The organism is Bacteroides intestinalis (assembly GCF_003464595.1).
GTDB classification, from domain to species: domain Bacteria; phylum Bacteroidota; class Bacteroidia; order Bacteroidales; family Bacteroidaceae; genus Bacteroides; species Bacteroides intestinalis_A.
The window spans coordinates 80,175-94,086 of the sequence record NZ_QRZF01000006.1 but is presented as its reverse complement, the minus strand read 5'-3'; the positions used below and the strand labels follow the sequence as shown (position 1 = coordinate 94,086).

Genomic DNA, 13,912 nt, shown 5'->3' with positions numbered 1-13,912 from the left:
TCACAACAAATAAAAAGCAAATATAACTTGCTACCTTTGCAAAAATAAAAGGCTAACAATATGGAACAATTAGATGTATTCGATTGCTTGAATGTGCTTATAGCGAGCTATTTCACCGATGACCGGGGGTGTGCCCACGAAAACAGGGAGCATACGCTTATTTATCTATGCTCCGGCGAATTGGAAATAGAGGAACGGGGAAAGAAAACCGTTCTGCATCCGGGAGATTGCGCTTTCATGCGGCGTGATAACCGGATGTGGCTGCAAAAAAAGGTTGAGGACGATAAGCCCTACCGCTCCGTCGTGCTGAAATTCACAAAGCCTTTTCTGAGGGAGTTTTACCATACACTCAACCAACAACAGATACCGGTCGACTCCAAGCGTGAAAAAGCAAGTCTGCGTGTATTACCGAGTAACAGACCCGACATTCGGTCGCTGTTCGAATCGGTTATCCCTTACTTCGATGCGGGCGAAAAGCCTTCCGAAGATGTACTGAAGCTAAAAATGACCGAGGGGCTGTATGTACTGCTCAATACCGACAGGAACCTCTATGCTTCGCTGTTCGATTTCGTGGAACCATGGAAAATAGACATTCTCGACTACCTGAATGAGAATTACATGTATGACCTCTCGATGGGGGAAATCGCGAGTTATACAGGACGCAGTCTGGCAACCTTCAAACGTGATTTTGCCAAAGTGAGCGATTTGACACCGCAGAAATGGATTATCAGGCGTCGTCTGGAGGCAGCGCACGGCCTGATAAAATCGGGCAAGAAAAGAGTGACGGAAGCCTGTTTCGATGTGGGCTTCAAGAACCTGTCGCATTTCTCCAAAATATATAAGGAAGCCTACGGTGTAGCTCCGTCATGGTAAAATGAACTTCAGGACAAAATTAATTGAGCCTCGTAGCAAAGTTGTTACGAGGCTCTCTTCGTAATTTTGCACCAAAACATTAAACGAAGCATCATTATGAATGAAATTTTTGCAAGAGACTTGAACGGAGAAATTGTTTCCCCGTCGGATCAAGGATACGACGAGTTAATAAACTCCATTTGGGATACAATGAAAACAGCGGCCGAACTGAACAACGGCTACCATACACCGGATGAAGTCCGCCGGATACTGGGAGAAATCATCGGGCAGGAAGTGGATGAGTCCGTAACCTTACTACCTCCGTTTTATGTGGACTACGGCAAGCATATAAAGATAGGTAAAGGCTGCTTTATCCAACAGTGCTGCACGTTTTTCGGACGTGGCGGCATTACACTCGGCGAACATGTTTTGGTCGGTCCGAAAGTAAACATCATTACCATCAACCATGACTCCGATCCGGAAAACCGCAGTGCGACTTACGGCCGTCCCGTTGTCATTGAGGATAAAGTTTGGATCGGTATCAACGCCACGATTCTCCCCGGTGTCAGAGTCGGATACGGCGCTATCATAGGAGCAAACAGCGTAGTAACCAAAGATGTGCCGCCCATGACCGTTGTTGCGGGCAATCCGGCAAGAACAATCAAGGAACTAAAAAAATAAATAACATGAAAGAAGAAAACAATAAAATGAATATCAGTCGTCGCGGGTTTCTCAAGACGGCAGCACTGGCAGGAGCCGCATTGACCATGCCCACCGGACTGGACAAGGTATTTGCCGCTGAAACGAAACAGACGGCAGCATCTGATAACAATAGCGATGTCGCCCACATTACGGGACATCGTATATTGGGTAAGGGCAAGGCAGCTTTCGAAGTGTCGGCACTCGGTTTTGGCGTGATGGGCATGACCTACAACCGTAGCCAGCATCCGGACAAGAAGCAATGCATCCGGTTGCTGCACGAAGCAGTGGATCGCGGTGTAACACTCTTCGATACCGCCATCATCTACGGGCCGCTGACCAACGAGAATTTAGCCGGAGAAGCACTGGCCGAGTTCAAAGGCCGGATTAACGTAACGACTAAATTCGGACACGAAGTAATCGACGGAAAAGGCACGGGACGTCAGGACAGTCGGCCGGAGACCATCCGTCGCTATTGCGAAGAGTCGCTCCGTCGCTTCCGACTCGATTCGCTTCCCATGTTCTACCAGCACCGTGCCGACCCCAACACCCCGGCAGAAGAGGTGGCATCGACTATTGCCGACTTGATGAAAGAAGGCAAAGTACAACACTGGGGCATGTGCGAAGTCAACGCCGAGACCATCCACAAGGCTCATGCCGTTTGCCCGCTGACGGCCATCCAAAGCGAATATCATCTGATGCACCGTCTGGTGGAGGAAAACGGAGTGCTCGACGCCTGTCGGGAACTGGGAATCGGCTTTGTTCCATACAGCCCGCTGAATCGGGGATTTTTGGGCGGCTGCATCAACGAATACACGGTTTTCGACCCAAACAACGACAACCGACAGACCCTGCCGCGCTTCCAAGCGGAAGCAATGCGGGCGAATACCCGCATCGTGAATGTGCTGCAAGCCTTCGGCCGCACACGAGGCATGACCTCGACACAAGTAGCACTCGGCTGGTTGCTACAGAAGGCACCGTGGATCGTACCGATTCCCGGAACAACGAAACTTGCACATCTGGAGGAGAACCTGCGCACACTGGAATTTACACTTTCTCCCGAAGAGTGGAAAGAACTGGAAAACGCTGTTGCCGCCATCCCCGTTGTCGGAGACAGATACAATGCCGAGCAACAACGGCAGGTAGGTCGCTAAAACAAAACACATTGAGCCTCGCAGCAAAGACGTTGCAGGTCTTTGCTTTTATCTTTGCATCAAAGAAACAACTAAAAATAACAGATATGAAAATGAAAGTTTTATTTTAATATGTAAGAAGCTATGAAAAAGTACCTATATTTATTATTCGCCGTTTTTGTAGCGGTGGGATTGAGCGCCTGCTCTACCGATAGTAACGAACCGGATGGTCCGCAGACCGAAGTTCCGACACCTACTCCCGATCCTGATCCTACTCCTGATCCCGATCCGGCAACTGATAAAACCCTTATCGTGTATTACAGTTTCACGAACAATGTGCATACGATTGTCAGTGACTTGCAGACACAGATAGAAGCCGATGTGGTAAGAGTTGAACCAGCCGAAGAGGGACTCGACTATGCCGCCAACAACTATGCCATCGGAAGTGCGTTGATTCAGGCAATCCGGAACCAGCCGAATGACGCGGCATCTTATCCTGCAATCAAACCTGTGGAGGTGAATATCGCCGATTACGACCGGATTATCATAGGCGCACCCCTTTGGTGGAGCAATATGGCCGCCCCATTGCAAACATTCCTGTTTCAATACGGCAACCGGATGGGAGGCAAAAGTATCGGTCTGATCGTATCGAGCGCAAGCAGTGGAATCAGCAGTGTAGAGTCTGATGCCAAACGGCTCATTCCGGAAGGCAACTTCCTGACTCCAAGTCTGTGGATACGCTCTTCACAAACATCCAACTGCCATTCGCTAATTGCCGGTTGGCTGAATCAAATCAATTAAAATACAGATTATGAAACGGTTATTTATATCTTTATTGCTGTTCATTCCGGTAATGACTTTTGCCGGATGCAGATATTAGCACCATAAATAAAAAAATAATTCAAAACGGGGCTGAAACACTTGACTTCGCCTTTCTGATGTAGTATATTTGTAGAAGTTTAAAATGAAACTCTAATATAAACCTAAAGCCTTATCAAATGGGAAAAGTAAGACCTTTACAACAAAACATTAAACAGTGTATAAAATTGACAATATATTCAGCTAAAGTAGGAGCTAATCCATATAATCAACCGATGGTTTACTCCTAAACTATTCAGGCTGATCATAGTTAATACGGGTGACTTTCACCCCAAACAATGACGGGTATAAAAGATAAAAGGCGGTCATTCTCATGAAGAATTATCGCCTTTTTTGTATACATATATTCTATTTTAGTTTTAAGATCGATTTCTACGCTGTTAATAAACGTCGGCAACATTCTTAAAAAACGTTCCTCTTATTCTTAAAAAACGCTGTTCACGGTTATTAATGGAGCATGCGAAATAGTCTTGAATTATTACCTATCTCCATTTACGTTTAAATATCATGCTATTCAATATAGTCAATGCGCCAAAACAAGAATACTTTCTGTAATGCGCAAGTTTAATATAGCGTAAACTATCTGCAATGCGCACTTTACTGAACGAAATTTTACCTGCAATACGCACTTTCGTTTCACATATTGTTTACAACTCAAATCTACACAATCAATGCATTAGACGGGAATCCTCTTTTTTTCTTGTGACTATCACTTCCTTTTCAGCCTCTTTATATTCAAACCGTAGCGGCGCAATCTTCTCCAAATCCTGAAGAACTTTTTCGAGAAGCGTATTCTCTGATGTAATCGTAAAATATACATCCCAAACTGACTGGTCTTCTATCTTGAAGTCCACATCATACCAACGATTCAGCACTTTGATAACTTCGGCCAGCGGGGCATCCTTGAAAGCTATCACATTCTTTTTCCACAAGGAAGACAGATGAATATCAGCATGTCGGGTAATGGTGCAATGCTCACTTTCCTTGTTATAGACAAGTTTCTCACCGGGTTTCAACGGGTATTTCTTATCTGAAGCAAGTGTCAGATTAACACGACCTTCGTCCAGACAGACAGTGATATCCTTATTCTCCGGATAAGCCTGAACATCGAACGAAGTTCCCAGAACATGCACGGCAGGGCCGTTAAGATTGACAATGAAAGGTCGGTGGGAATTTTTTGAGACTACAAAATAAGCCTCGCCCTCCAGATAGACTTCACGGCTGGACAGCGCAAATTTCTTTGGATACTTCAGGCGTGAATCTGAATTTATATAAGCACGTGTGCCATCCTGAAACATCATTTGCAGGCGTTCACCTTTGGGCACATAGATTTCTTCGTAACCGGAATCACCCAGCAGATCGACACGGGTATTCACCTGGACAAACAGCCCTATCAGCAGCACAAACGGAATGAGTACGGCTGCCACACGGAAGGTAATCCTGCGGATGCGTTTCTGTCGGATGTTGCGGCGGATACGGGCAAACATCTCTTCGGACGGGATTTCGTGATTGACATAGAGTTCTTCGAATCCTTGTTTGATCTGTACGGCATCACGGTCCATACTTTTAGCCAGATAGGCCGCACCCTCATCGGTAGCAAACCAAGCCGCTACGATCCGGGCAACTTCAGGAGTAGATGTCCCTGCCAGCACTTCCTGTATCTGTTTTTCTGTAGGTATATTCATATTCTCTGTACTCATACTGTTAAATAGACACTTAAATACCTTAACAAGGTGAGGTACGTAACAAAAATTAGCAATTTTCCCAAATGGACGCGCAGCAGTTTCAGCGCATCGGAATAATGGGTTTTGATTGTATTGATAGAGAGTTTCAGGCGGTCGGCTATCTCCTGGTTGGAGAGTTCTTCACGCACCTTCATCAGGCAGATTTCCCGCTTTTGGGGCGGCAGCATATCGACTGCCTTATAAAAGATGGACATCAGTTCTTTCTTTTCCAGACTGTCAACAAGGGTATCTTCGTAAGCAGGGGTGCCCTGAGCTATCTCATAATTCTTGGTAAGGGCGGTATTCTCATTGCGTATCACATTGAGTATATGATTTTTAGTCATTGTTATCAGGTAGTTTCTCAGGCTGATGCCTACCCGAAGCTCCGAACGGAATTCCCAGAAACGGGTAAATACGTGCTGCACAGCGTCTTCTGCCATCGCAGAACTCATCAAATAGCGATAGGCCAATGCATAAAGCAATTTGTGATATTTATTGTAAACTGCAGTAAATGCCTCTACATCTCCCCGCTCCACTTTAGCAAAAAGTGTTTCATCGTCAATATCAGATGTTTGCGGGGCTTTACGCTGCATTTAAACTGTGTTTTTAAGGTTAAAAAATAGAATGATGCGGGCAAATATACTCATTTTGGATAAAGGTGGGGTATGGATGGGAGCTTTTTATTATATTTTCTAAAAAGAGAATACTATATTTAGTATTTTACATCAAGAGACTTGCATAATTAGCACATGTAAGTCTCTTTTTTATGATAAAATACGAAAATCCACTAAAAAAGAACAGCCTAAAAGACATTAATCTTCCTCTTTTCGTATATTTGAGGAGTCAAAATAAGAAACATCCCAAAAAGCTACAAAATACAGAGCTATGATAAATACACTTACCTCCTTACGGTTTATATTTGCTTTGATGGTGTTTGGAGCACATTGCTATACTATAGATAAATTCTTTGACACCCATTTCTTCAAAGAAGGATTTGTGGGTGTCAGTTTCTTTTTTGTGCTAAGCGGCTTTATCATAGCTTATAATTATCAGAAAAAATTCAGTGAAAACAAGATAACCAAACGGGCTTTTTGGGTAGCACGCATCGCACGTATTTATCCCCTGCATTGGCTGACCTTATTTATCGCCGTTGCTTTAGGAAACTACGTCATTGCATCAGGAGCGATAGATTGGCTCAAGCACTTCTTAGCTTCACTCACATTGACAAATGCCTACATTCCAAAAGCCGACTATTTTTTCTCATTCAACAGCCCTTCGTGGAGCTTATGCTGTGAACAGCTATTTTACCTCTGCTTCCCATTCCTGATACCCATAGCAAAGGATTATAAAAAATTGCTCTGCGTTTTCTTAGTTTCTGCCATATTGATTTTGATCGGCATGCATTTTACACCGGAAACCGATATAAAAGGATATTGGTACGTCAATCCGATTACCCGGTTACCTGATTTTTTAGTCGGCATGCTGTTGTTTCAATTGTACGACCGTTTGAAGAGTAAAAACATCACTGCATATCAAGGAAGTATCATTGAGATAGCATCCATCGCCTTATTTTTAGCTTTTTATCTCTATGCGGCTGAAATACCCAAAGTGTATCGGAATTCCTGTTACTACTGGCTTCCGGTTGCATTTCTTCTGATCAGCTACTCTCTACAAAAAGGTATAGTCTCACGCCTCTTATCCAACCGTATTTTAGTGATTAGCGGAGAGATCAGTTACAGCTTCTATCTGATTCATCTTTTTGTGCTGCTGTCCTATGCAGAATGGCAAAAAGGAAGTAACTTTCATATAGCATGGTATATTTCTATTCCGATCTTATTCTGTATCATCGTCCTATTAAGTTTACTCTCCTACTACTATTTTGAAAAACCGATGAATAAACGAATTAAAACATTACTAAATAAATAATTCATGGAACAACTAAGCAACAAAAATCCTCGTATCGAGGTAGTAGATGCCCTACGAGGCTTTGCCGTAATGGCTATCCTTTTGGTTCACAGTCTTGAACATTTCATTTTTCCCGTTTATCCCACAGATTCACCAACTTGGCTAAACATACTGGATCAGGGAGTATTAAGCGGTGTTTTCACCCTATTTGCCGGAAAATCTTACGCAATCTTCGCTCTCCTGTTCGGATTTACATTTTACATTCAGAGCAATAATCAGAAGAAGCAAGGCAAGGACTTCGGCTATCGTTTCCTATGGCGTTTAGTTCTGCTGGCTGCATTTGCAACATTAAACGCTGCTTTCTTTCCTGCAGGAGATGTATTATTGCTATTTGTAATTGTCGGACTTGTCCTGTTCTTTACCCGGAATTGGAGTGATAAGGCTATTCTCATCACTTCCATTATCTTCTTGTTACAGCCTGTTGAATGGTATCATTACATAGCCAACCTGATTAATCCCGCACATCAGTTACCAGATCTGAAAGTAGGCGAAATGTACGCAGAAGTGGCAGAGTACACTCAGGCCGGCAACTTTTGGGATTTCATCTGGGGGAACGTTACTTTAGGTCAGAAAGCCAGCTTATTATGGGCAGTAAATGCAGGACGCTTTTTCCAAACAGCCGGATTATTCCTCTTAGGCTTCTACATCGGCAGAAAGCAGCTTTTCGTTACGACGGAAAAGAATCTCCATTTCTGGATAAAGATACTGATTATCTCCGCAATCTCTTTTGCTCCTCTCTATGCCCTGAAAGAGTTGATTATGCAGAACAGTACAATCATACAGCAAACAGCCGGAACTGCATTCGACATGTGGCAAAAGTTAGCTTTTACTTTCGTACTGGTAGCTTCATTCGTATTGCTTTACCAACGTGAAAAGTTCAGTAAAGCCGTCAGCAGCCTGAGATTCTACGGAAAAATGAGTCTTACGAACTATATATCCCAGTCCATAATGGGAGCACTGATTTACTTCCCTATCGGTCTGTATCTGGCTCCTTATTGTGGATATACGCTCAGTCTGCTAATCGGATTTTGCATGTTCTTGTTGCAAGTGAAATTCTGTAAATGGTGGTTGAGCAAACATAAACAAGGTCCATTGGAACATATCTGGCATAAATGGACTTGGATGGGGACAAATAAATAAGCAATAGTTCCCTATAAATAGCCTTCTGGTGAGTGCGAAGACGAAGTTCGTATCCGCCAGAAGGCTTTAATATGAAAGATGTCTACTTATGACAAGAGTTGTAAATTTATGGGAAAAGATCGTTTTTAAATTGCCCCACACAAAATTGACGATATCTGAGATATTACCCTGTAAACTTTCTCATAAGAAACAGCTATGTTTTGCTTCATCATATGCTCAATAAGGCGGCTTTCTTCTTCAAGCGATAATTCATGCTCCAATATGTTATGATAATACTCTAATTGTACAGAAGTAAGAATAGACACGATATCATACCCCAACCAGAGGGCACCAGCTACGGACAAATCAAAATCATCCATATCATAAACTTCCTGATGATAATTGATTTCAGTGTAATGCTCCTGGCAAGCATCAAAATAATTTTCAATGATATACCATAGATCCTCACCATCTTTGCTTGTTTCCAGATTACGTTCTATCCATGCATTCAATTTCAAAAGAAACAAACCCGGTAAAGAAACAACCCGTATATCAAATTCACCGTCCACCCTGACTATCATGAAATCTTTCAAGGCTTCATCAAAACCCTGAACTGACATTTTAAATTCTTCTTCAGGCGGCCAATAAATGCACTTATCTTCTTTTGCAACTTCGCCAAATGGGATAATATCTATCTCATATACTTTCTTATAATAAAAGCGTTGCTTTTGACTCAAAGACTTCTCAAAACCATCCATCTGCGCAATACCGTTTGAGATTTCCTCAAACTTTTGCCAATCGGCTATAGCTATAGCAATATCCAAATCTTGCGTATGTCTGACAGATCTCTGTTGCAACAGCTTCTGCATAATGATGTCACGAGCTGTTGCCCCTATCACATAAAAAGGAAGCTTCTCTTTTTCGAAATATCGGCTAAGTTTTTCTAACAACTCTTTTATTAAGAGATTATCAAACTCATCACTGGAGATATTGTAATTCATTATTATAAATTCTTTGAGCAGCTTCAATATTCCGGCTGTTGCCGCTTCCCATTAAATCTGCATAAATTAGTAATGCCGGAGTGACCTGACTTTGCTCAACACTACTCCAGAACTTCTTATAAACGAAAACTTCACCCTCATCATCCGGTCTGAGGCCTGCTTTTACCCAATCGCCCATAGTACCGCCATAAAGGGTAAATAACTCAGGATACAGATAACCATCAACCAAGTTAGCGGCAGGTTCTCCCCCCCAATATATGTCAGATGGCAATTTTAAATCAGCCCAATTCTTATGAAGCTCTGCATCTTTGAAAGTCATTCTCCTTATTAGCTGTTTAGGCTTCAAAATTTCATTGTAAGCAACCACCCAGCGTTCCAATAAGTCCTGCTTATTCTTTAAGAATTTTCCCTTGTTCGTCTTCAACAAATATCCTGATTCTAAAAGCTCGTTCATTATAACAGTTATTGAACCCAAGGAAACATTGGTAGATAGTTGCATCTGCCGATAAGACAGATTTAGCCAATCCGGCTCTAACAAGATACGAAATATGATTCTTATTCCGGCTTCCTGAAACAAACGACTTCTGTTGGCAGATGTTGCCTGAAACTTAGGAGGTACTTTTCTTCCTTCAATATGCATTAGCAAATCACCGACCTTAATCCTACAGTTTCCTGCACTATCTAAACTGTTAATTCCCTGATGGGCAAATTCATCCATCAAAAGAGGATAAATGTTTTGTGCTACAAGCAAAACCGGCTTATCTGTGTTTTCTTGCCATGTCCTCAACTTCATTTGTATGCTACCGAAATTACTTCTCGTAACCGTCTTTTTAACTTCACATAGAAATTCATAGCCTCTGATATACAACATCCAGTCAAATTCCGGAATCGAACTTGCTTTTACATAAACATTGCTTCGACCTACTATTTCAACAAGTTTATTTTCAACTTCATGAATCAGTTCTTTTTCCATTTCAGTAGTATCTTTTGTTCACTAATAAACCCTGTTCACAAACAATGAACATACAAATATAGTGAACACATCGCATACCTACAAATAAATGAGTAAAAAGAAAGAGTATGAATCAGAACCGGTAAATCAACTCCCACCCCAGAATATGCCTGTCCAGATCACTCTCGTGCTGATAGCAATAGAAAACATCTGCCGACCAAGAGGACGACAGTTTAGCTTCTACCCCACCGCGGGCACGGAAGCGGGAGGCACGAAACCATTCATCTTTGCCCAGACCGTGATATTGCTCCAAAGAGACATACGGTGACCATGTAGTTACCTTATAAGCAGCCTTCAGGCGGGTGCGGAGACGGAATTCATCCGCTCCGCGTCCGTCGAAAGTATGCTGGAAACGTTCGCGCAGGGTGAACGTCCATTGTCGTTTTTTGAGAGTGAAAGAGACACCTGCATGATAACGGTGCCGGGATTTCCAGCCGTCTTCACCACGGTTGCGGTAGTGATATTCGTAACCACCCTCAGCTTTTAGAAACGGAAGAAGAAGAACGGAAGTACCTACGCCGAAGCCCCAACGGTCTATCTCATCCAGTGCGTCACGGGTACGCATCTCGACATCTCCGTAAAGTTCCACTTTGGAGGATACATCGTACCGGGCTTTCACCTTGTTCCAGGTCACGAAATCGCTGTCCTGTGCCTGCAAAGGGGGCAGACAGAAGACAAGCAGTCCTACACATAAAATGACGAATCCCCGTAATACAGAATATTTCTTTAGCATATTATCCTCAAAGGTTTACTTCAACTTATTTTCTTAGAAGATGCAAAGCTAAAGAAAGATTCTGTAATAAATCTGTAATACGAATGTAATATCAAGAAATCACTTGATTTTATCGTATTGCTGTTCGGCCTTGATTTCCGTATACTTGGGTGCGTCTATCATTTCCACCAATGCCCTCAGCACAGGACCCTCTCCCATCGGATCATTCTTCCACTGGGGACGATTATAATAGAATGACAAAGCGGGCATTATGCCCGTACCTGCACAGATAGCCGTTACATCACCCTCCGGAGTAATCTTGGTGAACATGCCTTTCAACCCTTCCCATGCCACATAGATATAGTCGGGATGCAGCCACCCTTGTTTCACCCCTCTGGCAATGCCGAAGACGAACATGGCGGTTCCCGTGATTTCTTCATAGGAATCTTCCTTATCCAGAAGCTGATGCCACAATCCGTTCGCACCCTGATAACGAATCAGTCCGTCCGCCTGCATACGGAAGTTCCGGATGACATCTTCACGCATCGGATGGTCGGCGGGCATTCGTGCCAACAAATCGGCAGTAGCCATGAAAACCCATCCGTTTGCCCTGGACCAATGGGCAACGCCATGCGCTTTGTTATCCGTGTGATAGCAATGATAGTACAGTCCTTTTTCGGGGCACCACAGGTAGCGGGTATAGTTCAGTATCTGATTGGCTGCATCATCAAAGTATTTAGCATCACCTGTCGCCTCTCCCATCCTGACCAGAAAAGAAAGGGCCATAAAGGCATCATCGGCCCAAATAGTATTGACATGCGGCCATAACCGGGCAATAGTGCCATCGGCAAGACGAGGTTCGGACACCATCAGGTGATGATCGGTCTGATCGATATACTTCTGGAAAGCCTGTTCCGGATGACGGCGGTTGAGCACAATCAGACTGGCGCCCATAGGACCATTATCATCCAGACGTTTATTCCGGTAAATCATGTGCCAATTCACATGGTTCACGGCTCTCCAACCTTCCTGCTCCAATGTTTGGTTATACAGGCGATGGAAGTAGTCCTGGTTTGCATCGTCGAAAATGAAATTCATGTTCTTCAGAACATAGTTCTCGTACTTCGAAGTACCTAATTTATCTCCCAACTCCATCAGGGCTATGTTGGTGACTCCGTTTGTGTAATGCCAATCCAGGTATTTGCTTTGTACTTTCACATTCTTATTTAAAGGTACATTTTTGAGCGATGTGTAGGTCTTGCCACTTTTCTTATCTACAAAATCATAGGTTGTTGACTTCAGAATGCGGTCGGCAATCATCACAGCAGTTTCTCTGGCTTTCTCATTGGTCTGCGCAATCAATGAAGTGCTGCACAGCAGGGCGAATGAGAAGATCAAATAAGTATATATCTTTTTCATTTGTTTATCAGGAATATGTAGTTTTCAATATTAGTATATCCGTTGGAAGCTATCTTCATAGCGTCGGACGGATCATTTTTATCAAGTCCGTATCTATCTTCAAAATCATCGGGTATACCATCATTATCCGTATCCAATAGTTTGGTCCCCGACTTTATTTCACCGGGGCCTTGTGTAGGCAGGTCCATCTCCGTGAGAATAATTCCTCCCTTCTTACCCAATGAAGTTAATTCTTCAACAAGATAGCTATCTACCTGATCACGGGCGGGTAATGAAGCTCCGCCATGTTGCACAATCCATTCGTAAGCATCCCGAGCAGTCATCAAACCTTCGATAGCGGGATGCACATCCGACGGTTTATCCAGAAAAGTAGGAGTTATCACAACTTCAGTACCAGACTCTTGTTTCCGTTTCGTACAATCTTCACGGGTCAGTTCACGACCGTTCAGCACTCCATCCTTATTTTCATCATAATAGTTGCCGGATAAATGGGCACGGAAATGTTCATTATAGCGCGTGAAGGGAGCGGTGGCTCCCAGCGTTTTCCCATCATAATTAAAAGTAGCACCTACTATGAAATAGTTATTCCGGATATCGGCTTCGGAAGTCTGTTCCGTATCACCCATGATATAAGCACCGCCATTACCCCAGTTGTAAACTACGTTATTTACAAACTGATTCAGACCTTTCACTTTCGGATTACGGGTTTTATTGTCGATATACAGGTTACGGTATAAAGTCACTCCGTTTTCAGCCGTAGTCTGGATAAGTCCTCCACAAGAATGTGGTTGCAGGCCTTGCCCTATAAAGGAGTTCTGGATAGTTATATTCCGGGGCTGATCGCCCGGTTTCTTCGGGTCTCCATTGATGGAAAAACATTCATCGCGCCCCCAAGTGACCGACATGTGATCAAAAATCATATTCGAGCCGTAAGCGACACCGGCGGCATCTTTACCGTCTTTCCCGTTCACTCCCATCCGTATGCGCAGATAGCGGCAAATGAGATTGTCGGCCCCGGAAAAAGAAACATGATTTCCATAAATGACAATTCCGTCACCGGGAGCCGTTTGTGCAGCAATAGTCAGATTCTTGGAAAAAGCAAGCGGGGATTGCAGGCGAATGATTCCCGCAACATCAAAAACAACGATTCTTCCGGGTTTACTCACCGCATCACGCAAAGAGCCTTTTCCCGAGTCGGCAAGCGTAGTGACGTGATAGACCTCGCCATGTCTTCCGCCTACCGCATTGCGCCCGTACCCTTCTGCTCCCGGAAAAGCAAGTACTTCTCCGTAATCAGGGAAAGGAACAGACGGACCGGAAACCTCCTCTTTTTCATCACAGGCCAACAGGACCCATGCCAGAAGAAGTATTCCAATTGTAGCATATCTCATTATTCT

13 protein-coding genes are annotated in these 13,912 nt (G+C 43.6%); 6 read left to right on the top strand and 7 right to left on the bottom strand.

The genetic code is table 11. From position 1 onward, the window contains the following. Window positions 1-60: 60 nt before the first annotated feature. The 4 genes from DWW10_RS10445 (at window position 61) to DWW10_RS10430 (ending at window position 3,485) form a co-directional block, all read left to right on the top strand. Complete coding sequence (locus tag DWW10_RS10445) at window positions 61-873, top strand: AraC family transcriptional regulator (RefSeq protein WP_025726370.1); 813 nt, start codon at window positions 61-63, stop codon at window positions 871-873. A gap of 96 nt (window positions 874-969) precedes the next feature. Next, the gene (locus tag DWW10_RS10440; RefSeq protein ID WP_022208509.1) at window positions 970-1,533 is read left to right on the top strand and encodes a sugar O-acetyltransferase; all 564 of its coding nucleotides are present in this window, start codon (window positions 970-972) and stop codon (window positions 1,531-1,533) included. 5 nt (window positions 1,534-1,538) lie between these two features. Next, entirely contained in the window at window positions 1,539-2,705 is a 1,167-nt protein-coding gene (locus DWW10_RS10435) for an aldo/keto reductase (RefSeq protein ID WP_118421372.1), read from the top strand. Between the two features lie 123 nt (window positions 2,706-2,828). Next, window positions 2,829-3,485, top strand: coding sequence for a flavodoxin (locus DWW10_RS10430; protein ID WP_118421373.1), 657 nt, complete (start codon window positions 2,829-2,831; stop codon window positions 3,483-3,485). Between the two features lie 746 nt (window positions 3,486-4,231). Here the strand turns inward: DWW10_RS10430 and DWW10_RS10425 are convergent. Then, entirely contained in the window at window positions 4,232-5,248 is a 1,017-nt protein-coding gene (locus DWW10_RS10425) for a FecR family protein (RefSeq protein WP_409012360.1), read from the bottom strand. Between the two features lie 11 nt (window positions 5,249-5,259). Next, the gene (locus DWW10_RS10420) at window positions 5,260-5,880 is read right to left on the bottom strand and encodes an RNA polymerase sigma factor (RefSeq protein WP_022208514.1); all 621 of its coding nucleotides are present in this window, start codon (window positions 5,878-5,880) and stop codon (window positions 5,260-5,262) included. A gap of 292 nt (window positions 5,881-6,172) precedes the next feature. Here DWW10_RS10420 and DWW10_RS10415 point away from each other — a divergent pair, with 292 nt between their 5' ends. Both DWW10_RS10415 and DWW10_RS10410 read left to right on the top strand, forming a co-directional pair. Next, window positions 6,173-7,213 carry an acyltransferase family protein gene (locus tag DWW10_RS10415; protein ID WP_118487038.1) on the top strand — a complete coding sequence of 347 codons (1,041 nt, stop codon included), beginning with the start codon at window positions 6,173-6,175 and terminating at the stop codon, window positions 7,211-7,213. 3 nt (window positions 7,214-7,216) lie between these two features. Beyond that, window positions 7,217-8,392 carry a DUF418 domain-containing protein gene (locus tag DWW10_RS10410; RefSeq protein WP_118421376.1) on the top strand — a complete coding sequence of 392 codons (1,176 nt, stop codon included), beginning with the start codon at window positions 7,217-7,219 and terminating at the stop codon, window positions 8,390-8,392. 125 nt (window positions 8,393-8,517) lie between these two features. Here the strand turns inward: DWW10_RS10410 and DWW10_RS10405 are convergent, their stop codons facing one another. The 5 genes from DWW10_RS10405 to DWW10_RS10385 form a co-directional block, all read right to left on the bottom strand. Then, window positions 8,518-9,372 carry a nucleotidyl transferase AbiEii/AbiGii toxin family protein gene (locus tag DWW10_RS10405; RefSeq protein ID WP_118421377.1) on the bottom strand — a complete coding sequence of 285 codons (855 nt, stop codon included), beginning with the start codon at window positions 9,370-9,372 and terminating at the stop codon, window positions 8,518-8,520. Beyond that, the gene (locus tag DWW10_RS10400) at window positions 9,350-10,345 is read right to left on the bottom strand and encodes a type IV toxin-antitoxin system AbiEi family antitoxin (protein ID WP_118421378.1); all 996 of its coding nucleotides are present in this window, start codon (window positions 10,343-10,345) and stop codon (window positions 9,350-9,352) included. The genes DWW10_RS10405 and DWW10_RS10400 overlap by 23 nt, the downstream gene beginning before the upstream one ends. Before the next feature lie 112 nt (window positions 10,346-10,457). After that, a complete protein-coding gene (locus DWW10_RS10395) occupies window positions 10,458-11,117 on the bottom strand; it encodes a DUF2490 domain-containing protein (protein ID WP_118421379.1) in 660 nt (219 codons plus the stop codon). 99 nt (window positions 11,118-11,216) lie between these two features. Further along, the gene (locus tag DWW10_RS10390) at window positions 11,217-12,515 is read right to left on the bottom strand and encodes a glycoside hydrolase family 88/105 protein (protein WP_118421380.1); all 1,299 of its coding nucleotides are present in this window, start codon (window positions 12,513-12,515) and stop codon (window positions 11,217-11,219) included. After that, complete coding sequence (locus DWW10_RS10385; protein WP_118421381.1) at window positions 12,512-13,906, bottom strand: pectate lyase family protein; 1,395 nt, start codon at window positions 13,904-13,906, stop codon at window positions 12,512-12,514. The genes DWW10_RS10390 and DWW10_RS10385 overlap by 4 nt, the downstream gene beginning before the upstream one ends. Between the last annotated feature and the right edge of the window lie 6 nt (window positions 13,907-13,912).

Coding starts and splice junctions, on each gene's coding strand:
- DWW10_RS10445 (WP_025726370.1), top strand. CDS start 61: ATGGAACAATTAGATGTATTCGATTGCTTGAATGTGCTTATAGCGAGC.
- DWW10_RS10440 (WP_022208509.1), top strand. CDS start 970: ATGAATGAAATTTTTGCAAGAGACTTGAACGGAGAAATTGTTTCCCCG.
- DWW10_RS10435 (WP_118421372.1), top strand. CDS start 1,539: ATGAAAGAAGAAAACAATAAAATGAATATCAGTCGTCGCGGGTTTCTC.
- DWW10_RS10430 (WP_118421373.1), top strand. CDS start 2,829: ATGAAAAAGTACCTATATTTATTATTCGCCGTTTTTGTAGCGGTGGGA.
- DWW10_RS10425 (WP_409012360.1), bottom strand. CDS start 5,248: ATGAATATACCTACAGAAAAACAGATACAGGAAGTGCTGGCAGGGACA.
- DWW10_RS10420 (WP_022208514.1), bottom strand. CDS start 5,880: ATGCAGCGTAAAGCCCCGCAAACATCTGATATTGACGATGAAACACTT.
- DWW10_RS10415 (WP_118487038.1), top strand. CDS start 6,173: ATGATAAATACACTTACCTCCTTACGGTTTATATTTGCTTTGATGGTG.
- DWW10_RS10410 (WP_118421376.1), top strand. CDS start 7,217: ATGGAACAACTAAGCAACAAAAATCCTCGTATCGAGGTAGTAGATGCC.
- DWW10_RS10405 (WP_118421377.1), bottom strand. CDS start 9,372: ATGAATTACAATATCTCCAGTGATGAGTTTGATAATCTCTTAATAAAA.
- DWW10_RS10400 (WP_118421378.1), bottom strand. CDS start 10,345: ATGGAAAAAGAACTGATTCATGAAGTTGAAAATAAACTTGTTGAAATA.
- DWW10_RS10395 (WP_118421379.1), bottom strand. CDS start 11,117: ATGCTAAAGAAATATTCTGTATTACGGGGATTCGTCATTTTATGTGTA.
- DWW10_RS10390 (WP_118421380.1), bottom strand. CDS start 12,515: ATGAAAAAGATATATACTTATTTGATCTTCTCATTCGCCCTGCTGTGC.
- DWW10_RS10385 (WP_118421381.1), bottom strand. CDS start 13,906: ATGAGATATGCTACAATTGGAATACTTCTTCTGGCATGGGTCCTGTTG.